Annotated in this window: 22 protein-coding genes; 2 read left to right on the top strand and 20 right to left on the bottom strand. The window is 31.7% G+C overall.

From position 1 onward, the window contains the following. Nucleotides 1–11 precede the first annotated feature (11 nt). Nucleotides 12–1,004 carry a tRNA dihydrouridine synthase DusB gene (dusB, locus tag LNQ49_RS12640; RefSeq protein ID WP_229989253.1) on the top strand — a complete coding sequence of 331 codons (993 nt, stop codon included), beginning with the start codon at nucleotides 12–14 and terminating at the stop codon, nucleotides 1,002–1,004. 55 nt (nucleotides 1,005–1,059) lie between these two features. Here dusB and LNQ49_RS12635 read toward each other — a convergent pair whose 3' ends face one another. The 4 genes from LNQ49_RS12635 to rbfA all read right to left on the bottom strand — a co-directional run bounded on the left by LNQ49_RS12635 (nucleotide 1,060) and on the right by rbfA (nucleotide 4,933). Next, nucleotides 1,060–1,668 carry an N-acetylmuramoyl-L-alanine amidase family protein gene (locus tag LNQ49_RS12635; protein WP_229989252.1) on the bottom strand — a complete coding sequence of 203 codons (609 nt, stop codon included), beginning with the start codon at nucleotides 1,666–1,668 and terminating at the stop codon, nucleotides 1,060–1,062. Between the two features lie 71 nt (nucleotides 1,669–1,739). Continuing rightward, a complete protein-coding gene (locus LNQ49_RS12630; RefSeq protein ID WP_229989251.1) occupies nucleotides 1,740–3,167 on the bottom strand; it encodes an MATE family efflux transporter in 1,428 nt (475 codons plus the stop codon). A 172-nt stretch (nucleotides 3,168–3,339) separates the two neighbouring features. Beyond that, nucleotides 3,340–4,539 carry an ABC transporter permease gene (locus LNQ49_RS12625; RefSeq protein ID WP_229989249.1) on the bottom strand — a complete coding sequence of 400 codons (1,200 nt, stop codon included), beginning with the start codon at nucleotides 4,537–4,539 and terminating at the stop codon, nucleotides 3,340–3,342. A 1-nt stretch (nucleotide 4,540) separates the two neighbouring features. Further along, on the bottom strand, nucleotides 4,541–4,933 hold the full coding sequence (rbfA, locus tag LNQ49_RS12620; protein ID WP_129540401.1) for a 30S ribosome-binding factor RbfA: 393 nt from the start codon (nucleotides 4,931–4,933) through the stop codon (nucleotides 4,541–4,543). 230 nt (nucleotides 4,934–5,163) lie between these two features. Between rbfA and LNQ49_RS12615 the strand changes: the two genes are divergently transcribed. Next, complete coding sequence (locus LNQ49_RS12615) at nucleotides 5,164–5,583, top strand: CBS domain-containing protein (RefSeq protein ID WP_229989247.1); 420 nt, start codon at nucleotides 5,164–5,166, stop codon at nucleotides 5,581–5,583. A 44-nt stretch (nucleotides 5,584–5,627) separates the two neighbouring features. Here the strand turns inward: LNQ49_RS12615 and LNQ49_RS12610 are convergent, their stop codons facing one another. The 16 genes from LNQ49_RS12610 to LNQ49_RS12535 form a co-directional block, all read right to left on the bottom strand. Next, nucleotides 5,628–6,875, bottom strand: a complete 1,248-nt coding sequence (locus LNQ49_RS12610; protein ID WP_229989245.1) for a murein hydrolase activator EnvC family protein — start codon at nucleotides 6,873–6,875, stop codon at nucleotides 5,628–5,630. Nucleotides 6,876–6,898: 23 nt separating this feature from the next. Then, nucleotides 6,899–7,678: a lipoprotein insertase outer membrane protein LolB1 gene (lolB1, locus tag LNQ49_RS12605; protein WP_229989243.1), complete on the bottom strand. Its 780-nt coding sequence runs from the start codon at nucleotides 7,676–7,678 to the stop codon at nucleotides 6,899–6,901. Between the two features lie 6 nt (nucleotides 7,679–7,684). Then, the gene (locus LNQ49_RS12600; protein WP_229989242.1) at nucleotides 7,685–9,034 is read right to left on the bottom strand and encodes a tetratricopeptide repeat protein; all 1,350 of its coding nucleotides are present in this window, start codon (nucleotides 9,032–9,034) and stop codon (nucleotides 7,685–7,687) included. Nucleotides 9,035–9,084: 50 nt separating this feature from the next. After that, on the bottom strand, nucleotides 9,085–10,101 hold the full coding sequence (locus LNQ49_RS12595) for a sugar phosphate nucleotidyltransferase (protein ID WP_229989241.1): 1,017 nt from the start codon (nucleotides 10,099–10,101) through the stop codon (nucleotides 9,085–9,087). Nucleotides 10,102–10,251: 150 nt separating this feature from the next. Further along, entirely contained in the window at nucleotides 10,252–10,686 is a 435-nt protein-coding gene (gene dut, locus LNQ49_RS12590) for a dUTP diphosphatase (protein ID WP_129540394.1), read from the bottom strand. 32 nt (nucleotides 10,687–10,718) lie between these two features. After that, nucleotides 10,719–12,179: a lipopolysaccharide biosynthesis protein gene (locus LNQ49_RS12585; protein WP_229989240.1), complete on the bottom strand. Its 1,461-nt coding sequence runs from the start codon at nucleotides 12,177–12,179 to the stop codon at nucleotides 10,719–10,721. Nucleotides 12,180–12,279: 100 nt separating this feature from the next. Further along, nucleotides 12,280–12,723: a GNAT family N-acetyltransferase gene (locus tag LNQ49_RS12580; protein WP_229989239.1), complete on the bottom strand. Its 444-nt coding sequence runs from the start codon at nucleotides 12,721–12,723 to the stop codon at nucleotides 12,280–12,282. 452 nt (nucleotides 12,724–13,175) lie between these two features. Then, nucleotides 13,176–14,885: a S8 family serine peptidase gene (locus LNQ49_RS12575; protein ID WP_229989238.1), complete on the bottom strand. Its 1,710-nt coding sequence runs from the start codon at nucleotides 14,883–14,885 to the stop codon at nucleotides 13,176–13,178. 869 nt (nucleotides 14,886–15,754) lie between these two features. Then, a complete protein-coding gene (gene atpG / locus LNQ49_RS12570) occupies nucleotides 15,755–16,615 on the bottom strand; it encodes an ATP synthase F1 subunit gamma (protein ID WP_229989237.1) in 861 nt (286 codons plus the stop codon). An 86-nt stretch (nucleotides 16,616–16,701) separates the two neighbouring features. Further along, nucleotides 16,702–18,279: a F0F1 ATP synthase subunit alpha gene (gene atpA, locus LNQ49_RS12565; protein WP_229989235.1), complete on the bottom strand. Its 1,578-nt coding sequence runs from the start codon at nucleotides 18,277–18,279 to the stop codon at nucleotides 16,702–16,704. A gap of 39 nt (nucleotides 18,280–18,318) precedes the next feature. Beyond that, nucleotides 18,319–18,852, bottom strand: coding sequence for an ATP synthase F1 subunit delta (gene atpH, locus LNQ49_RS12560; protein WP_229989234.1), 534 nt, complete (start codon nucleotides 18,850–18,852; stop codon nucleotides 18,319–18,321). Nucleotides 18,853–18,856: 4 nt separating this feature from the next. Next, nucleotides 18,857–19,348, bottom strand: a complete 492-nt coding sequence (locus LNQ49_RS12555) for a F0F1 ATP synthase subunit B (RefSeq protein WP_229989232.1) — start codon at nucleotides 19,346–19,348, stop codon at nucleotides 18,857–18,859. Nucleotides 19,349–19,430: 82 nt separating this feature from the next. After that, nucleotides 19,431–19,634, bottom strand: coding sequence for an ATP synthase F0 subunit C (gene atpE, locus LNQ49_RS12550; RefSeq protein ID WP_039113322.1), 204 nt, complete (start codon nucleotides 19,632–19,634; stop codon nucleotides 19,431–19,433). Nucleotides 19,635–19,674: 40 nt separating this feature from the next. After that, nucleotides 19,675–20,838 carry a F0F1 ATP synthase subunit A gene (gene atpB / locus LNQ49_RS12545; protein WP_229989230.1) on the bottom strand — a complete coding sequence of 388 codons (1,164 nt, stop codon included), beginning with the start codon at nucleotides 20,836–20,838 and terminating at the stop codon, nucleotides 19,675–19,677. A gap of 516 nt (nucleotides 20,839–21,354) precedes the next feature. Continuing rightward, nucleotides 21,355–21,582 (bottom strand): AtpZ/AtpI family protein, encoded by a 228-nt coding sequence (locus tag LNQ49_RS12540; RefSeq protein ID WP_229989229.1) that lies wholly within the window; start codon nucleotides 21,580–21,582, stop codon nucleotides 21,355–21,357. Beyond that, entirely contained in the window at nucleotides 21,560–21,952 is a 393-nt protein-coding gene (locus LNQ49_RS12535) for a bactofilin family protein (protein ID WP_229989228.1), read from the bottom strand. The genes LNQ49_RS12540 and LNQ49_RS12535 overlap by 23 nt, the downstream gene beginning before the upstream one ends.

Genomic DNA, 21,952 nt, shown 5'->3' with positions numbered 1-21,952 from the left:
AAATATTGAAGATGGTCAAGATTGGCAACATAGAATTACCTGAATTTCCTTTACTACTTGCTCCCATGGAAGATGTGAGTGATCCACCGTTCCGTAGATTGTGCAAAACCCATGGAGCCGATTTAATGTATTCGGAATTTATCTCTTCGGAAGGATTAATTCGTGATGCAATTAAAAGCCGAATGAAATTGGATATTTTTGATTACGAACGTCCTGTCGGAATTCAGATTTTTGGTGGAGACGAAGAAGCAATGGCAATGTCATCAAAAATCGTTTCAACTGTAAATCCTGATTTAATAGATATAAATTTTGGCTGTCCTGTAAAAAAAGTAGTTTGTAAAGGTGCTGGTGCAGGAGTATTAAAAGATGTTGACTTAATGGTACGTTTAACCAAAGCTGTAATCGATAGTACTACTTTGCCTGTTACTGTAAAAACCCGTTTAGGTTGGGATGATAACTCTATTAACATAGATGAAGTTGCCGAACGCTTACAAGATATTGGAGTTCAAGCGCTAACTATTCATGCAAGAACCCGTGCTCAGATGTACAAAGGTCATTCAGACTGGTCGCATATTGCTCGTGTAAAAAACAACCCAAGAATTACAATGCCTATTTTTGGAAATGGAGATATAGATAGTCCTGAAAAAGCATTGAAGTTTAAAAATGAATATGGCATCGATGGGATTATGATTGGTCGAGCTGCAATAGGTTATCCATGGATTTTTAACGAAATAAAGCACTTTTTTGAAACTGGTGAGCATTTACCTGCTCCAACAGTTAGCGATCGTGTAGAAGCTGCTAGAAACCATCTTACGTGGTCGATGGAATGGAAAGGAGAACGCTTAGGAATTGTTGAAATGCGTCGTCATTATACTAATTACTTTAAAGGAATCCATTCCTTTAAAGAATACAAACAAAAACTAGTTACAATTGATGATCCTCAAGGATTGTTTAATGTAATGAACGAAATCCAGGAAGTATATGCTGGTTATGAGTTTGTTTAAAAAATAAAAAAAAGACCTTCGATTGAAGGTCTTTTTTATGCTGTATAATTATCGTTTATTTTATTGCCTCTAAGATATTGGCTGCAATTTCATTTTGTCCCGCTTCACTAGTAAGATATTCTCTGTCTTTATTGTTTGACAAAAACCCCATTAGCAATGTTATTGCTGCACAATTAGAATTTTTCAAGATATAAAAAGGGGCTTCGTTTACTCTCCTTCTTAAAAGATTATCTCCAGAAATTCCATTAACAATTCTTTCTGCACTTTCTTTTGATTTTTCATAAAACTCATTTTTTGATGAAATATAGGCATCAACTCCGTTTGCCTGGGCTTCTTTTGAAGCATTGACATGTAATGAAATTACTAAATCTGGTTTTAAGCTGTTTATTAATGAGACTCTTTTATGCAAGTCCATACTACTATCACTATCACGAATTAAAACAATATCAAGATTACTATCTTTATTAAATGCTTTAATTTTTTTGGCAATAGCTTCAGAAATAGTCTTTTCTTGAAAACCGTACATCGCTGCACCAAGATCGTCACCACCATGACCTGCATCAATTACGACCACTTTTTTTTCTTCTAGTGGTTTAAATGCAAAAAGACAAAATAATAATAGAGCTGCGCTAAGAATTCCTGAAATTTTGATGTTGGTTTTCATACTAATTAAATTTTGGTTTGTTTAGTCTATTCCAACGGCAAACATTTAAGAAATATTGTACAAATTTAATTTTATACCTGAATGCGTTTCCATTTTCCTTTTTTGTAAAGAACTATACTTGCCAAAGTTATAGCCGTTTCAGCAACTGGAATTGCTATAAAAACGCCCGTTGGTCCCATCTTGAAATGCTTTGCTAATATATATGCTAATGGAATCTGTAATAACCAGAATCCAAAAAAGTTAACCAATGTAGGGGTCCAAGTATCTCCAGCACCATTAAAAGTATTAATTAATACCATTCCGATTCCGTAGAAAATATATCCAGAACTCATAATCTGCAAAGCTTCAACAGCAATATTTTGTATAAGAACCTCATTCGTAAAAAATGAAACTATATATTTTGCAAAAAAGAATGTAATAAGCATTATCGTTGCCATAAAAATGACATTGTATTTTGCTGTTGTGAAAACTGATTTTTCAGCACGCTCAATTTGTTTGGCACCCAAATTCTGTCCAACCAAAGTCGCTGCAGCATTACTCAATCCCCAAGCAGGAAGGATAAAAAACATCATAATACGCAATGCTGTTTGATATCCTGCAGACCCATTATCTCTACCAGTTGTAGCAACTAATTGCGCAAGAAAAATCCAACTACAAGATGCAATAACAAATTGTAATACTCCTGGAGCAGCTATTTTCACCAAAGCACTAATTTGCTTAAAATCAGGAATAAAGTAAGACGGAATAATTTTTAAAACGCCTTTTCCATTAAATAAGTGATACAATTGGTATAATACCCCAATACTTCTCCCTAAAGTCGTTGCTATTGCCGCTCCAATTAATCCAAAAGCAGGAATTGATCCAAATCCATTAATTAAGATAGGGCATAAAATAATATTACAAATATTGGCTATCCAGAGACTTTTCATTGCTATAGCTGCATTTCCTGCGCCACGGAAGATCCCATTGATAAGAAACAAAAGCATCACACATAAACTTCCACCTATCATAATCTGTGTGAATCTATAGCCATATTCAGCAGCTTCTACCGAAGCTCCCATAAGTAGTAAAATCTCTTTGGCGTAAATAAAACCCAAAATACTAATCACACTATTAATTGCAAAGGCAATAATAATGGCTTGCATTCCTGCTTTTGCGGCTGCCACTGGATCTTTTTCGCCTATACGTCGAGCAACAACTGCTGTTGCTGCCATACTAATTCCGATTGCAATAGAGTAAACAATGGTAATAACCGACTCTGTAAGTCCAACTGCCTGAATAGCAAAACTGCTATGCTCTAGATGACCTACAAAATATAAATCGACTAATGCAAAAACCGATTCCATTAACATTTCCAATACCATTGGAATAGCAAGTAGGATTACAGCTTTCTTAATACTACCTGAAGTATAATCAAAAGATTCATCTCCTTTGATTGCTTGTTTTATTGTTGAGAAAATTCGAGAAAATAAACTTTTCTGTATTGTTGTTTCTGTCATGATAATTTAGGATAAATGATAAAATTGTCCAGAACCATTTATTGGTTGGACTTAAAAAATTTGAAGGCATCCTAATTATTCTAAAATAAAAATAGGACTAGGCAGAAACTATCATAAAGTTTAATTTTTGAGACGATAAATATAAGTATTATTTTTTTTAATTTAAAAAAATCTAATCTAGCAATTTTACACTAACACGTGTACTTGCTATTAATGAGGCTATAAATCCAAGTGAAAAAATAGTTCCCAAAACAATACATACGTTTTCAAGAGTGAAAACAACAGGAAAAGCTAGCGTAGAAGTAATCATTATAAGCTCATACTGTTGTTGTAACATAACTAGGATAATTCCTAGAACAAGACCTATTAAACCTCCAAAGAAACTTAATAATGTTCCTTGTAACAAAAATATTTTTCGCAAATCTTTAATTTCAGTTCCAAGATTAAAAAGTGTTTTCAAATTACTTTTTTTATCTAAAATCATCATAATTAATGCTCCAATCAAGTTAAAAAGAGCGACAATAATGACCAACGTAAATATTAAATAGACTGCAATATTTTCGGTATTAAGCATTTTATACAAAGACGCATTAAGTTGTGCCCTGTTTTTGGTAGTGACTTTATTATTGAAAATAGCTTGCAATTGAGAATCAATTTTTGATTCACTTGCATTCGGCTTTAACTTAAATTCAATTCCAGAAATTTGATTGGGTTTATACTCTAAGAGTTCTTGAACCAAACCTAAATCTGCAAAAACATATTTAGAGTCCAAATCCTCACTTATCGAATATATACCTACAGGCAATACATCAGTTTTACTAAATGCTTCTTCTGGATTTTCGATAGTTCCTTTTCCTGGTTTAGGGGCAAACACCTGCAATGGATTCTCGAAATCCAATATTCCCATTGAGAAATTTTTAGAAATTCCATACCCCACAACAACCTGATAGGTATCTGGTTTTAACCATTGCCCATTAAAGAGTTTTTTTCTAATATCATTTACAACAGGATAATTACTATCAACTCCCTTTAAGTAGGTAACTTGTTGTTTACCATTAAAAATAAACAAAACTCGTTCTTCGATTATTTTAGTATACGAAGCAATCCCATCGATTTTCTTAATTTGAGTATCCTGATTTGGAGTAACCAAAAAAGATTTTCCATAGGTACCTTCAATTTTTAAATCGGGATCTATCTCATTTGTAAAAGAAAGACTGAATACTTTTAATCCGCTAAAAACGGACAAAACCACAAACAAAGCCATAGTACCAACAATTATTCCAAGGCTGGCAATACGATTTATGATATTGATAGCATTGTTCTTACTCTTGCTAAAAATATACCGTTTGGCTATGTAAAGGGGGAAGTTCAAGCTATGATTTTCTTCTTTTTTCTAAAAGATCACGGTTTTCTATTGGATTATCTCTGTTTGCCAAAGCATTGTCAATTTTCTCAATATAATCTAATGAGTCATCTATGAAAAATACTAAGTTTGGTACTTTACGTAATTGCAAACGTACACGTTGCGATAAATCATGTTTAATTAAAGTCGAATTTGACTTAATTGCTTCCAATGTTTCTTTAGCTTTCTCTTGAGGAAAAATACTTAAATATACTGTTGCCACTGATAAATCTGTAGTTACGCTAACTTTGGATACTGAAATTATTAAATTATTAATCCCATTTTTTCTCACTTCACCTTGCAAAATATCAACCAAATCCTTTTGGATGACACCGCCTATTTTTTTCTGTCTATTTGTTTCCATAGTGCAAAAATACTATTTTAAATTTCAATCGATACATTTTCAAATGAACAATAAGATCATTTTTATATTCTTATTCCCTTTAGCACAAATTTCGGTACTCTTTTTTAATAAAAACCCAAAATTGAGATAATTATTCGCCCATTACTTCTTTTCATAAAAGTGATAAAAATCATATTTTTTATCAGAAATATTTTACAACTTTAATAAAGATATAACAAAAAATATTTATTATGAAAAAGAGAGAACCAATAAGTCATATAATGACAAAAACTGTAGTAACTGCAAATGAAAACGACAGCTTGAGAGAGGTAGTCGAAAAACTTAGAAAAAACACCATTAGACATATTCCTATCGTTAAGGGTAAAGAAGTCGTTGGTATCATAAGTCGCACAGATATAAACCGATTAACTTTTGGAGCTCTCTTTGAAGGACAAGAAGGAGCAGATGAAGCAATCCTTGATATGCTCACAATTCCTCAAGTAATGACATCAAAGCCGATGACTGTATCATCTGATACGATTATAAGAAATTTAGCTGAAATTTTTGTAAAAGAAGAATTTCACGCTTTACCTGTAGTCGATAATGAAGAACTCAAAGGTATTGTAACAACAACTGATGTTGTGAGATACTTTTTAGAACAATATGATTAATCAAATAGAGCCATAAAAAAACGGGACATAAGTCCCGTTTTCTATTACATATTATACAACCAACTCTGTGGATTGTTATAAGTTGTGTTTTGAAGTATTAAAAACTTAATAGTCGTTTTTCCTGTTTCACCACTAGTTCTAATCTTACCTATACTTTGTTTGATACTTACTTTATCTCCCTTACTCACAGACACAGAACTTAAGTTTTGATATACTGTAAAGTAATCTCCATGTTGAATCATTACAGCTTTATTTATTGGTGACAACACCATAACACTAGATACAACTCCTTCAAATACTGCTCTTGCATTTGAACCTGCCTCAGTTGTGATTTCAACCCCACTATTATGAATTACCAATGTATTATAAATCGGGTGTGGTTGATCACCATAACCCAATGATACAAATCCTTTTTCTACAGGCCAAGGCAATTTTCCACGATTGGCTTTAAAATCGGCAGCAAGTATTTTTGCTTCAGCGGTTAATGCAATTTTTGTATCCGATACTGCTGCAACAGATTTTGTTCCTGTTGCTTTTTCTTTTTCGGCGGCAGCTTTACGGTTAGCAGCAGCAATAGCTTCACGAATTAAACGATCAATTTGTCTGTCAATTCTCTTCGATTCCTGTTGTTTGCTTTTCGTATCAGCAATAATTTTATTTTTATCCTTTTTAATCGAGTTAACTAGCTTTTGCTGTTCTTTCTTTTCTTGTTCTAAAGTTATTCTTTCTTTTTCGTTTTCAGCAATAAACTTTTTCTTAACCTGTCTCTGTCCATCTAATTTCGCATTATAATCTGCTAATTGAAGTGATTTTGACTTAATTTCTTCCCCTTGATTTTTTCTGAAATTTGTATATTGCTTCATATACTGTGCACGCTTGTAGGCTTGCAGAAAATTCTCTGAAGACAACAAAAACATCGCTCTACTTTGTTCTGAACGGCTTTTATATGACTTAAGAATCATCTTGGCATAATCAGCTTTTAACACCTCTAACTCTTTCTTAAGCTTGTTAATTTTTGTTTGATTAATATACATATCATTACTCAAAAGCTTCGTTTGCTTTTCGGTAGTATTGATTAGCTTTTCTTTAAGTTTAATTTTATTAGACTGAACTATATAAACATTCACTGCAGATTTTTCTTTCTTCTTTACAGATTGTAACATTTTCTCGTTGTCTCTAATTTCTTGTTGAATTTGAGCTTTACGTTGTTCCAGTTTTTCTTGTTGCGAATCTTGCGCCCACATCAATGAAGTGGTGCAAATTAAAATTAGGCTTAGGAGAAATTTTGGCATCTTTAAAATATATTTTTGCAAACTTACTTAATTATAATTTTTTTATATCCATTTGGAACACTATAAGGAAAAGAAAGTTCTTCATTAAAAGTAATTGTATTGTAATTTAAATTGATTTCCGTTTTCCCTTTTGGTTGGATCGCTTCTATAGCAACGGCTCTAGGAAGTGTTCCTTGGTCAAAAGTTTTATTATCACCATATGCAATTTGCATCATGATATTTTTTGACGTTTGTGAAATCTGTTCTTTTTCTAACAAAAACTTATCCGCTTCAAAGAAGAATGATTTTTTAATATCCTGTTCCTTCGCCTCATCTAATCGATACACTCTATCAATTAATGTTTCGGTATATTTACCTTTCTTTAAATCGTCGATTGCTTCTCCTAATAAAAGGTTTTGAACTTTATCAAAATCTAAATCTGTTCCCAACCATTTGCTCAAACTACTAAAATCACCCTCATAATAAGTACTTCCTATTTTTTCGTAGTAGCTCACTGAATTTGGTGTAATTAAAGCCTTTGCCATAGTAATTCCTAAAAAACGAATACTTACCAAAATCTGTTCGTCTTTTTTAATTTTTATCTCAGCAGTAACATTTTGACTTTGTTTATTATCCGAATATTTTGCACTTGCTTTAATATATAAAGTTGAGAACTCTAATTTATTAGAGTAATGCCCATCAATAATTTTATTTGCAGAAATAAGATTTACTTCTTCTTTATTGTTATTTCCTTGTACTGCACCCGATTTCGATTTACACGAAACGATAAAAACGAGTAACAATAGCATTAGATACTTCTTCATCAGAATTTACTTTTTTTGTCTTAATAATTGATTTGCTTTCGCAAAATACGCTTCTTTTTTCTTCATATCCCCTAAACCATTATAAGCTTCTCCTAACTGAATGTTAAAATTTGCTTCCAAAGTTAAATCATCTACAACATAGTCAAGCCCCATTTCTAGAACGTCTTTTGCCTTTTTAAATTGTTGCAATTCATTATTAGCCAGACCTGAATAAAAATAAAACTGCGGCTGCGTTGGAAACGTTTCTATCATTACCACCGAACGTTTTGCCATTGGCTCATATTGTTTGGTTTCAGTATATGATTGAAGCAAAAGTAAATTAGTTTCAATATCAACTTGAGAAGCCGAGTTTACCGACAACTCATAATATTTAACCGCTTGATCAAATTGTTTTTTGCTATGATAAAATTTTCCAATTTCTTTTGCTACATCGACATCTGGATCATTTTTAAAATAAGCAATTGCTTTATCTAAATCTGATGCAAATTGAGGATTCTTACTTACGAAAATTAAAAACTCATTTAAAATTCGATGTTTTATTTTAGAATCTATTTTAGAATTTGATAAGACAACATTCATTGCCTGAATAGCTTTTTCTGGCTGATTTTGATCCAAATAACTTTTAAAAGAACTTACTTGCGCCCACTCCGATGTTGGAATAGCCTTTTCTAATTGCTGCGTAATTTCCAATACTTTATCAGCATCATTATTCTTTGCGTACAAAGTAATCAAAGCGATATAATTAGTCTCTTCTTTCGGATTTTTATTAATCTGATTTATAAGGTTTTGTATTTCAGCATTCTGATATTTACCTTGTGACAAGATCTGTGCCTTATATAATTCTCTTTCATCAGATTTACCAAACTTTTCATTCATTTCGTTAATCAACAAAAGCGCTTTGTCTAACTGATTTGTAATCATATACAACGAAATCAAATCATCTTTATACTCCTCATCAAACGGAATAATCTTCTGAATTGTCTCTATTGCCAAAGGATAATTCTTCGTCTGATAACAAACATCGTAAATCCCCAACCAAAACCATTTGTTATTGGGGTTTAATTGAGTTGCTTTTTCAAACGAGCTTTGAGCATTTCTATAGTCTTTTAAAGACAAATAATTTTTACCTAATTCAAAATAAACTGTTGCATCATTAGGTTGAAGTTTCTCGCATTTTTGTAAAGCAGTAATTGCTTTATCATAATTTTCGATACCCTTTTGTAATAACGATTCATAAAAAGAGTCCTGAAATTCATTGGTAGCCATAGCAATGTCTTCTGGTTCAGTTTGAGCCATTATCGAAGCCTGGTTACCAAGCAAAGCCATGAATACTATTATTAAAACTCTTTTTTTCATTTCTATTATTAATCCTTAAAGTAAAAACGAACTCTTTTTAAACTTCTTATTTATTCTAGAACCGAATAATCCCCAATGCTAATACTAGTAAACTTCCCATCATAACTAACATGGTTTCCTATCATTGCATTATCTAAATTAGCATTTTTTATTTGTGTATATGTTTGTACCAAACTATTTTTAATCGAGCTATCAATTACATGACATCCTTTTCCTAAAGATACATTTGGACCTACAGTTGCATTTTTCAACACTACATTTTCACCAATATAACACGGTGGAATAATCGTTGCGTTTTCTAATTTTACATCATAATCAACTAGATGTTCTCCGTCGTTATGCAAAAACCCTAACATTCTTGAATTGGTTTCAACAGTAACATCTTTATTACCACAATCCATCCATTCATCTACGCTACCAGTTTTAAAAACTTTTCCGCTAGCCATCATCGCTTTAATACCATCATTAATTTGGTACTCTCCCCCATTTTTAATGTTATTATCCAAAACTGTTTGTAGCTCATTTTTAAGAATTTCTATTTCTTTAAAATAGTATATTCCAATAACTGCTAAGTCACTAACAAACTCTTTTGGTTTTTCAACTAACTCAACAATTTCATTATTAGCATTTAACTTAACTACGCCAAATGCTTCTGGTTGCTCAACTTGCTTTACCCAAATTACCGCGTCTGCTTCTGGATCTAATTCAAAATCAGCTCTAATTAATGTATCTGCATAAGCAATTACTGCTGGCCCTGATAAAGATTCTTTAGCACACATAATTGCATGTCCTGTACCCAAAGGTAAATCTTGACGATATATAGATGCTTTAGCACCCAAACTTTGTGCCAACTCTTGTAAACTTAACACAACATCTTCTCCAAAAAAGGCTTCATCTCCTAATATAAAAGCAACCTCTTCAATAGGCTCTTTAAGTATTTTTGCTATATCCTCTACCAAACGATGCACAATTGATTTTCCTGCAACGGGAATTAATGGTTTAGGAATAGTTAAAGTATGTGGTCTAAGTCTTGATCCACGACCCGCCATTGGAACGATTATTTTCATATTTTATTTTTTATTTACCGCAAAGTTCACAAAGGTTTTACGCAAAGTTCGCTGAGCTATATTCATTTAATTTTAAGAGTGTAAAGTAAATTGCATTGGTTATTCAATTCCACAGTATATAAACTGATTACTGAAAACTGCAACTGAAAACTACTTCACTCCTGTGCTGCCAAAACCACCTTCACCTCTTGAGGTTTCAGAAAGTTCGTTAACTTCTACCCATTCTGCTCTTTCATGTTTCGCAATAATAAGTTGTGCAATTCTTTCACCATTCTCAATTACAAAAGCTTCATTGGATAAATTTACTAAAATTACTCCTATCTCACCTCTATAATCCGCATCTACAGTTCCTGGAGAGTTTAATACTGTTACTCCTTTTTTAGCTGCCAATCCGCTTCTTGGTCTCACTTGTGCTTCGTAACCAATTGGTAATTCAATAAAAAGTCCTGTTTTAACTATTGTTCTTTCTAAAGGATTCAATGTTATTGATTCTGATAAATTAGCACGTAAATCCATCCCTGCCGAAGCTATTGTTTCGTAGTTAGGTAAAGCGTGTTGTGATTTGTTGATAATATTAATCGTCATTTTTATATTTTTAAAGCTAAATCTTAAAATTGTTATTTCTTACTAAGTATTCCTTTTATAGTTTCCTTTTCGTTATAATAAACAAAATAAACAAACAGAAGGAATAAAGGGATACCAACGAAGTAATTTTCTCTAAATCCGTAAAAAGAAATAATCGAGAACACTATCGAAATCCCTAAATAGGATCCGATTTTCTTCATATCATAAGGTATTGGATAATATTTGTTTCCTAAAACATATGAGATAAGCATCATACTTCCGTAGGCAGAAATTGTCGCGATTGCTGATCCGTAGTAACTGTACTTAGGAATCAATAAATAGTTCAGAACTAAAGTCAATATAGCTCCAACTATCGATATATAAGCCCCGATTTTTGTTTTATCTGTAAGTTTATACCATACCGACAAATTATTGTAAATACCTAAGAAAAAGTTAGCCAGAATAATCAATGGAACTACTTTCATAGCTTCCCAATAGGATTTGTTTTCTAATAGAAGTAATTTTAGAATATCAGCAAAAACAATTACCCCCAATAAAATCAAAGATCCCAGAATCACAAAATACTTTGTAATTACTGCATACGTTTGTGGTGCATTTTCATTTTTTGCGTGACTAAAAAAGAAAGGCTCTATCCCTAATCTAAATGCTGTTGCAAATAGAACCATAAACAATCCAAGTTTGTAACATGCTGAATAAGCACCTACCTCTGATTTTGCTATGTTCTCAGGTAATAAATAACCTAATAAGATTTTATCAAAATGTTCATTAACTGCAAAAGCTAATCCTGCCACCAAAATTGGCAAACCATACTTCATCATTTTTCTCCATAATGCAGGATCAAATTTACGTCCAAGCGAAAGATAATTTGGAGATAATACAATAAAAGTAGCTAAGCTCGCTAGCAAGTTAGCGATGAAAATATAAGCAATTTGGAAATTTTCAACATATAAATTATCCCAAATAGAGTTTGGGTTCTCAGCAGCAAGCGTAGGTAAGTAAATCAAGAAGAAAATATTCAGAACAAGATTTACAACTACATTTCCGATTTTAATTGCTGCATAAACCATTGGTCGTTGATTGGCTCGTAGTTTAGAAAAAGGCACTAAAACCAATGCATCTAATACTAGAATCCAAACCGAATAGGTAACATATTGCACATCAACCTCGGCAAGGCTTGCAAGTGTATTTCTGAAAATTAAAGCTGCAAAAAGAAAAACAATTGACGACCAAAAAATAGATATTGTTGAAGTGGCAATTACATTTTTTTTGTCTGGTTCGGAATTATAAAACCTAAAAAAAGCAGTTTCCATTCCATAAGAAAGGACCACATTAAAGAAAACCATCCATGATAATACAATAGAAACTTCTCCGTATTCGGCTGTTGGCAAAATACCAGTGTATAAACGTACTAATAAAAAACTCAGCATTCGAGGCAATACAGTTGCAAGCCCGTAAATAGCTGTCTGTTTAAAAAGATTTTTATATAATCCCAAAATAATTGTAGTGATAAAATTTATAAAACAAAAATAACCAATTCTTTGGTTTTATATCGCTTTTGTTGATTCAATAAGAAAATGTTATGATATTTTTATATTAAGTCAACTTGTTCTCATCAAGGATTTTTACAAAATGAAATCCTTTAGGCCCGTATCCTTGATTATAATAAAAACGATGGGCTGCAAAATTAGACGTAAAAGCATCTAAAACAATATTTGAACATCCCAAATCAAGTGCTTTATTTTCAATATAATCTGTCAATAATTTACCAATTCCTTTTGAACGATGATCCGGATGTACAACAAAATTATCAATCTCTAGATATTTTCCTGACCATAATTTTGTAGATGACCAACAACCAGTAATACCTATGCAGATATCATTTTCAAAAACAGCAATTTGAGTATAATTATGAGGAACCATTTCCGAAAGGTACTCTTCATATTTCTCTAAACTCAAATTGGGATATAAATATTGCATGGTAGCAATTTGAGCAACCATTTCTTCTGTTGTAGTAAGTTCTTTGATTATAAATTGCATATGATATAAAAATAGAAGCCAAAATTAATCAAAAAAACCGATTAATAAGAAGTCTTACTCTATTGATGGGAAATTGGAGAAGATTGTTGATGGACTATTGTTTTATAATAACGATATAAATTATCAATCAAATACCTCAAAGTAATCTATTTATTTCATTAACAGGCAATAATTGATTATTACATGAAACAATTTTCAATACCCTGTATCCATTTTTAATAAACCAATATTCTTTAAAATATAGTTCTAACTTATTAACTATCTATATTTTATATTCACTTTTTATTTTACCAGTTAGAAAAGGTCTTTTTTATTTATCTAAAACAACAACCAATCCGAGAGGAATTTCATTGAGTCTCGAATCAAAAGGTTTTTTAGCACTACTAATAATGCTACTTGAAATAGTTTTCAATTATATTTAAATTAAAACGATATTAGAAATAAATTAAATTTTATAAGCGTTTCTTTTTACTCACTTTTTCCGCAAGTTGCATCGCGTTATAAACGTTTAGAACTTTACCTGATTTGGACAATTCCGAAAAAGGAACTTTTTTATCTTTTGTTCCTGGAACAATAACCTCGAGATTATAAGCCGTTCCAGAGTCCAGAATAATTTGCTTCACTTCCTGAGCTGTGAGTTTTGGATAATACAACCAAATTAAAGCTCCTGTTCCGCAAACCATTGGAACCGACATCGAAGTCCCACGATCTGATTTATAACTATTCTCTGAAGCTGTAGTATATATTTCCTCTCCTGGAGCAAATAAATCTACATTGTCTTTACCGTAGTTAGAAAAATCAGATACAAAAGTACTATCTACTTTATGGGTAACAGATCCTACAGTGATAAAATTGGAGCAAAACTCTTTAGAGTTATCAAGATTAATATCATTAGGATAATATATATTTTTGTCGATATCAAGTGACCCATTACCTGCACTACGTACTAATAGTACATTATGTTCTTCAGCATATTTAAATGCATCTATACCCCATTCTTTATGCAATGAAAATTCCTTACTAAAGGACATATTTATAACTTTTGCCCCATTATCTACCGCATACCGTATTGCCATGGCAATATCCTTATCGTGTTCTTCTCCAAGTGGAGAAATATTAAGAGGCATAATTTTCACATCTTGTACAATCCCTTTTATCCCTATATTATTTTCTCTATCCGCCCCAATAACTCCTGCCATTTTGGTACAGTGGTCTTGAATAGCCTGATGCCCCTCTTTATTATTACTCACATTGTTATTACCATACCCTTTTTCTAAAACGTTAGGATTATCTCCTATAAAAAGACGTTCATTGTATTCTATATTTAGTTTTTTATTTACAATCGAATTCAACTGTGTCTGCATATCTTGTACTTTTTCAAAAGTTTCTTGATTAACCTCTAGATTGACCATCATATAAGATATTAAAGCTCCTAAATCTTTATCATTATCATCACGTCTTTGTTTGTATCTCTTATCATTTATTTTATACTTCTCATACAAACTATCTAGCTGTTTATATGTATAATCCTCTTTAGGAAAAAATTGCTTTAAAGTCTCTTTTACCAGTGGATAAACAGCAACATTATAATTCAAAGATTTGAGCCAGTTTTTATAATACTTGTTTTTTTCTTCTAACGTCTTTAGCCCTCTATGGTATTCTTTGTATTTGTACAAATCTTGAGCATCTATTTGAGATTCGGTTTTACCTGCAAACAATGGCCCCCAATCTCTTACAATACGCACATATTCATAATTAGCACATGCCACATAACCTCCGTTTTTAGTTCCTATAAAGCTCCATCCATTAATATCGTCTACATAACCATTATCGTCGTCATCAATTCCATTATTTGGAATTTCTTTATCATTTCTCCAAAGCTGTCCTTGTAAATCTTCGTGCTTTATATCGATTTGAGTATCTATTACAGCTACAATAATATTTTTGCTTTTGGGCTTTTTTTTGTTTAAACGATACCATTTATTCAATGAAATTCCTGGTATTGAATCTTCTCTAAGATCTTTTTGATACCAAGTCTGTAACTCCAATGAGGTAAGTTCTTTTTTAGAACCTAATTTTGCTTCTGAAATATTTGTTTCTTTTATCGATTTACAACCTAATAAAAAGATAAAAAAAAGAATTATACTGTAAAATATTTTCATGTTTTATAATGATGTTTGGTATTTAATCTATTAATCACGGAAGATAATATATTATTTACTCTTAGCGACCGAATTTACCTACGTTATTTATGTAAAAAAAAGTCTCCCTTCTTTATGAAAATTATCAATTTAATCAGCTTTAATTAAATTAGCACAGATTTTATTTACAAAATATTTTGTGTGTCTGATAAATAATTTTACATTTAACATTCTATAACCTTAATAAACTGAAACTATGAAAATTAAAAACAATCTTATGAATACTAACAATATTTCCATGATAGTAATATCGGCTATTATTCTTTGGGGATTTTTATATTTTTTTGGTTATATAATTGGAAAAACAATTTCAAACTTTGGCTATTAACAGCCCTTAAAACTACTAACAAAATAAACTAGAAAAAATGGAAAAACAGGTAAATAAATTGGCGGTCTATGCTAGAGAAAAAACCAATAATTTTATAGCATGGCTACTATGGATCTCATTCATTTTAACCTATATAGGCTTTGAATTGGGTAGATTTGTATTTGCAACAAAATAATTTATCCTACCAATGGAGCCAAATAAAATAATAAAAATAATAAGGTATACCATTTTTATTATGGCTGCTTTCTCTTTTTTAGGATATGCAATTGGATATTTATTGAAATAATAAAAACGATTAGTGTCAGTTTGAATGATATGCTTTCTCTTATAGAAGAACGGTATTTTTGAAACACTATAGCTAATAACAAAAAAGAGAGCCAACAATTGTTGGCTCTCTTTTTTATATACTAGTAACTTAAAATAAATTAAGTATTGGATATGTGAAAATTAAATTCTTCTCAAAGCTTCGCAATTTGAAGATTTGAAAAATTGATAATTTTTCTTATCCTTTCAATGCTTCTGCTCCACCAACGATCTCTAAGATCTCGTTTGTAATAGCTGCTTGACGTGCTTTATTATAAGTTAATTTCAATTGATTTCTCAAGTCTGTTGCATTATCAGTTGCTTTATGCATCGCAGTCATACGCGCACCATGCTCTGAAGCAAATGAATCACGGATACCTTTGTATAATTGTGTTTTTAATGATTTAGGAATCAATGTCAATACAATTTCTTCTTTCGAAGGCTCAAAGATATAATCTCCTGTTGAAACAGCCTCATCTGATTTTATTGGAGCTAATGGTAAAAACTGTTCTACTTGAACGATTTGAGTAGCAGCATTTTTAAATTGATTGTAAATCAATTCAATTCTATCATACTCTCCAGACAAGAATTTTTCAGTTAAATTATCAGCAATAGCCGCAACATTATCAAAAGTTAAATGATCAAAAATTGCATTATGATGACCGTGAACTTTATAAGTTTTAGATAAAACATCATTTCCTTTTTTACCTATAGGAAAAATATCAACTTGTTTACCTGCATAAAATTCAGAACGTGCTTTTGCTTCCTTTATTACATTGGTATTAAATGCACCACATAAACCTCTATTTGAAGTTATAGCTACAAGTAATACTTTTTTTACCTCACGTTGTGTAGTAAAATCTCCTCCAACGTCACCATCTAGTGTTGCTGAAAGGTTTTGTAATAATTCCGTTAATTTCTCGGCATAAGGACGCATCGCTGTGATTGCATCTTGTGCTTTCTTAAGCTTTGCTGCAGAAACCATTTTCATCGCCGATGTAATCTGCATCGTAGACGAAACGGAAGTAATTCTATTACGGATTTCCTTTAAATTTGCCATTCTTTTTTTTAAGTATTAAGATTTAAGCATCAAGTATTAAGTACAGGTAAAACCTTAATACTTAATACTCAACACTCAATACTTTTTTAGTTATATTTTGCTGAAATTTCTTTTGCTACTTTTTCGATAACATCTGTAATGTTGTCATCTAACTTACCAGCTTTTAAAGCATTAAGAGTATCTTTATGCTTAGTGTTAAGGTATGCTAAGAAATCTGCTTCAAATTCTTTTACTTTATTTACAGGAACACTTTTTAATAAGTTTTTAGAACCTGCATAAATAATAGCTACTTGATTTTCTACAGTATAAGGATCATTTAAACCTTGTTTCAAGATTTCAACGTTTCTTTTACCTTTTTCAATTACGTTTAAAGTAACAGAATCAAGATCAGAACCAAATTTAGCAAAAGCTTCCAATTCACGGAATTGTGCTTGATCTAATTTTAAAGTACCTGATACTTTTTTCATTGATTTAATTTGTGCATTACCTCCAACACGAGATACTGAGATACCTACGTTAATAGCAGGACGTACTCCTGAGTTGAACAAATCTCCATCAAGGAAAATTTGACCATCAGTAATCGAGATTACGTTTGTTGGGATATATGCAGAAACGTCACCAGCTTGAGTTTCGATAATTGGTAAAGCAGTTAATGAACCACCACCTTTTACGATTGACTTAATAGAATCTGGTAAATCGTTCATGTTTTTAGCAATTCCATTATCTGCAATTACTTTACAAGCACGCTCTAATAATCTACTGTGTAAGTAGAAAACGTCTCCAGGGTATGCCTCACGTCCCGGTGGTCTTCTTAATAAAAGAGAAACCTCACGGTAAGCAACAGCTTGTTTAGATAAATCATCATAAACAATAAGTGCTGGACGACCTGAATCTCTAAAATATTCCCCAATTGCAGCACCTGCGAAAGGAGCGTAAACTTGCATTGGAGCTGGATCAGAAGCATTTGCTGCAACAATAACTGTATAAGCCATTGCTCCTTTTTCTTCTAACATTTTAGCAATTCCTGCTACAGTTGAAGCTTTTTGCCCAATTGCAACATATATACAGAATACAGGTTTTCCTGCATCGTAAAATTCTTTTTGGTTTAAGATAGTATCCAAACAAACAGTAGATTTCCCTGTTTGACGGTCACCAATTACAAGCTCACGTTGTCCACGTCCAACTGGGATCATAGCATCAACAGCTTTAATACCTGTTTGTAATGGTTCAGTTACTGGTTGACGGAAGATAACTCCTGGTGCTTTTCTTTCTAAAGGCATTTCGTATAAAGTTCCTCCAATTGGTCCTTTTCCATCAATTGGAAAACCAAGAGTGTTCACTACACGTCCTACCATTTGCTCACCTACTTTAAGAGAAGCAATACGTTGTGTTCTTTTTGCAGTTGATCCTTCTTTGATTCCTGTTGATGGTCCTAAAAGTACCACACCAACATTATCTTCTTCAAGGTTCAATACAATAGCTTCAAGTCCGTTTTCAAATTCAACTAACTCACCGTATTGTACATTTGATAACCCGTAAATACGAGCAATACCATCTCCAACTTGAAGTACTGTTCCTACTTCTTCTAGCGTAGCACCAGATTCAAAACCTTCTACTTGCTTTCTTAATATTGCTGAAATTTCAGCAGGTTTGATTTCCGCCATCTTAAATTTATTATTTAGACACTTTTATGTGTAATAAAACTAATTACTTAACTCTCTTTTTAATACTTGTAATCTGTTTGCAACAGATGCATTATATTGCTTATCACCTATTCTTAAAATAAATCCTCCAATAATTGAAGCATCTACGTTATTTTCAATTGTAATTTTCTTATCTGATAATGTTGCAATTTTAGCTAAAACTTTAGCTTCTAAAGCAGCATCCATAGGAATGGCTGTTGTAACTGTAGCTACTTCAACACCATTATTTTCATCAAATAATTTAACGTATTCTAGTGCAATTGCTTCTAGAATTTCGAATCTTTTGTTTTCAAACAATAAATGAAATAACCCTTTGGTTACACCATTTACAGTTGTAAAAACTTCTAAAAGAGCACTTTCTTTAACTTCAACTTTAATAGTTGGGCTTTGAATAAAGGTACTCAATTCTGCATTTGTGTCAATTGTCGAAGCAATTGATTTCATGTCGTTATTAACAACTTCGGCAACACCTTTAGAGTTTGCTAAGTCCAGAATTGCTTTTGCATAACGAATTGCTGCTCTTGTACTTGCCATAATATTAGTTTAACTTTACGTCATCTAACATTTTCTCAACTAATTTAGTTTGAGATTCTTTGCTAGATAATTCATCTTTCAATAGTTTTTCAGCAATGCTTAATGATAAAGTTGAAACTTGTGATTTCAATTCAGCCATAGCTGCATTCTTTTCATTTTCAATAGCTGCTTTAGCTTGGGCAATTAATTTTTGACCTTGCTCTTGTGCTTCATTTTTAGATTCAGCTATAATTTGCTCTTTCATTTCGCGAGCTTCTTTTAGCATCGCATCACGTTCAGCACGAGCTTCTTTTAAGATACGCTCGTTATCAGCAGTTAAATTCTGCATTTCTCTACGAGCTGCTTCTGCAGCTGCTAATGCTTCATTAATAGATTCTTCACGGCTTTTTACTGCACCCAAAATAGGTTTCCAAGCAAATTTTGCCAAAAGAATGAAGAAAACAATAAAGATAGTTGTTGTCCAAAAAATTAAACTTTCTGGTGAAGTTAATTGCATAACATTATATATTTAAAATTTGTTTGTCTTTTTTTAAAAAAACTTCCTGAAGCCAACCGCTACAGGAAGTTTTAGATTTTAATTATGCGTTTGTGATTAACGCAACAACTACTGCGAAAAGTGCAACACCTTCAATAAGTGCAGCAGCAATAATCATAGCAGTCTGGATTTTTCCAGCAGCTTCTGGTTGACGAGCGATAGCGTCCATTGCAGAACCACCAATTTTTCCAATACCAAGACCTGCACCAATTACAGCTAATCCAGCTCCGATTCCAGCTAATACCATAATAATAAATTTATATAGTTAATAATTAATAAAACTCTGATTAATGATGATCGTGCTCTTCAACAGCCTGACCAATAAATAATGCTGAAAGCAAAGTAAATACATACGCTTGCAAAGCAGCAACCAACATCTCTAATACACTCATGAACAATACGAATGCTCCAGCAACTGGTCCGATAGCAATACTTTTGAAAATGAAGATCAAAGAAACTAAACTTAAAATAATAATGTGACCTGCAGTAATGTTTGCGAACAAACGAATCATCAATGCGAATGGTTTAGTAAGCATTCCTATAATCTCTACAGGAATCATAATTGGAGCTAACCACACAGGAACTCCTGGTGTGTTAAAAATGTGTCCCCAATAATTTTTGTTTGCACTTAAAGTTGTAACGATAAAAGTAATAAATGCCATTACAAATGTAAAATAGATATTACCTGTTAAGTTAGAACTAAATGGAAAGAAAGGAATTAATCCGATAAGGTTATTTATCCAGATAAAGAAAAAGATAGTTAAAAGGTATGGCATATATTTACCAGCTTTTTTTGCTCCAATATTTGGGATAGCAATCTCATCTCTAACATAAGTAACTAGTGGCTCTAAAAATCCAGCTAATCCTTTTGGTGCTTTTGGATTTTTCTTGTATGATCTTGCTACAGCAAAAAACATGAAGAACAAAACTATTGCTGATAACAACATAGAAAAAACATTCTTTGTTATAGAAAAATCTAAAGGTCTTGCGTCAAAAGCAAAAGCTCCATTATCTCTATCTTCTTTTGCCATTTGCTCAAATTTGTCAGCATAAAAAATTACTTCTTTATAACGAACAACTTTTTGACCATTGATATCTACAACATGTTCTCCTGAATTATCGTGGTGAAATTTTTCTGATGAAAAAATCTCTAATCCATTTTTAGTCCATAAAATAACTGGTAGATTAAGCGAAATTGGGTGACCATTCCAGTCAGCAATATGAAAATCATGAGAATCTCCAATGTGTGAATTGATCAACTCACTTGCATTGAATTCTTTTTCTATTTTGTGACCAACACTTTCTCCGTGACCGCTTCCTTCAACTGTCTCAACAACGTTTTCGTGTTTAATAGAAACACTATCAACAGGAGTAGAGGCGAAATTTATCGACGAAGTAAAAGCTAATAAAGTAACTAATAAGTACTGAACTGGTTTATTTGAAAATATCATTATTAAATCTTTATCTAATTTTAGGTTCCAAAAATTTTTTGCAAAGGTACATTTTAAATTGAAAATTGAAAATTTATAGATATAATTTTTAAAATTACATTTTAATTTTTCAATTTATCTAATAATGAAGTGATTAGCTTTTATTTATTAGACGAACTGTGAAATATGTTTCAAAAAGTAAAAATAAAAAATAAGGGATAAAAAACGCCCCCAAATCAATTATCGGGTCTTTGACATTCGCTTTTATCAGTGGAATCAAGAAAATAATTGCCACCATCATTCTAAAAAAACTTGCTCCAAGAAAAGCGAACCCTGTATAAGTTGAAAAATTTTTATTAACAAAAATTAAAAACAAGTACACTAAAAAAGTAGCAACAATATTAAATATATAAATACTCCACACGGAGTAAAAAAAAACTAATTTATCTGATAAAGATTGCATTACAAAATATTGCGACACAAACAATACAATCGAAAAAGGAACAAAATACTTAAGAAAATCTATAACTCTATTCATTATTTATTTAAATTTTTAACTTGTCTGATGACATTATAAAGTGCTAAGAAGACAGAAAATAAAGACAAAATAATTGTCCACAGCGAACCGCCATTTGAATATTTTTCATCTAACCAAATACCCAAATAGGAAAATAAAAATATAATTACTCCCATCTGTATTGGAATGTTAACAAAAACTATCCATTTGTTATTTCTCTGATTTTCATTTGGTTCCTTGTCCTCCATTTATTCCACTTTTTAAATCAGTTGCCATTATACAAGTCGCTGTAAAATCGGCACCTGGTTCTACAGATAATTTGCCTACAGTTACTTCTCCATTAATTTTTGCTGTTGCTTTTACATTTAAAAGTTCAACAACTTTAATATTTCCTGTGAATTCTCCTTCAATATCGGCATTCTGACAGATGATATCTCCTTTAACTTTACTAGCTGGACCAATTACAATTTTTCCTTTTGAGGTAAAATTACCTATTAATTGTCCATCTAATCTAAAATCGGCTAGCGAAGTAATGTCTCCTGTTATGATAGTTCCTTCAACTATTCTATTTGTTTTTCCTAGGTTTTCTGTGCTAAATTTTGGGGCTTTATTAAACAT

It is taken from the genome of Flavobacterium pisciphilum (genome assembly GCF_020905345.1).
Classification (GTDB): Bacteria; Bacteroidota; Bacteroidia; order Flavobacteriales; family Flavobacteriaceae; genus Flavobacterium; species Flavobacterium pisciphilum.
Note: the sequence above shows the minus strand (reverse complement) of the source record. Positions and strands in the feature narration are given on the sequence as shown.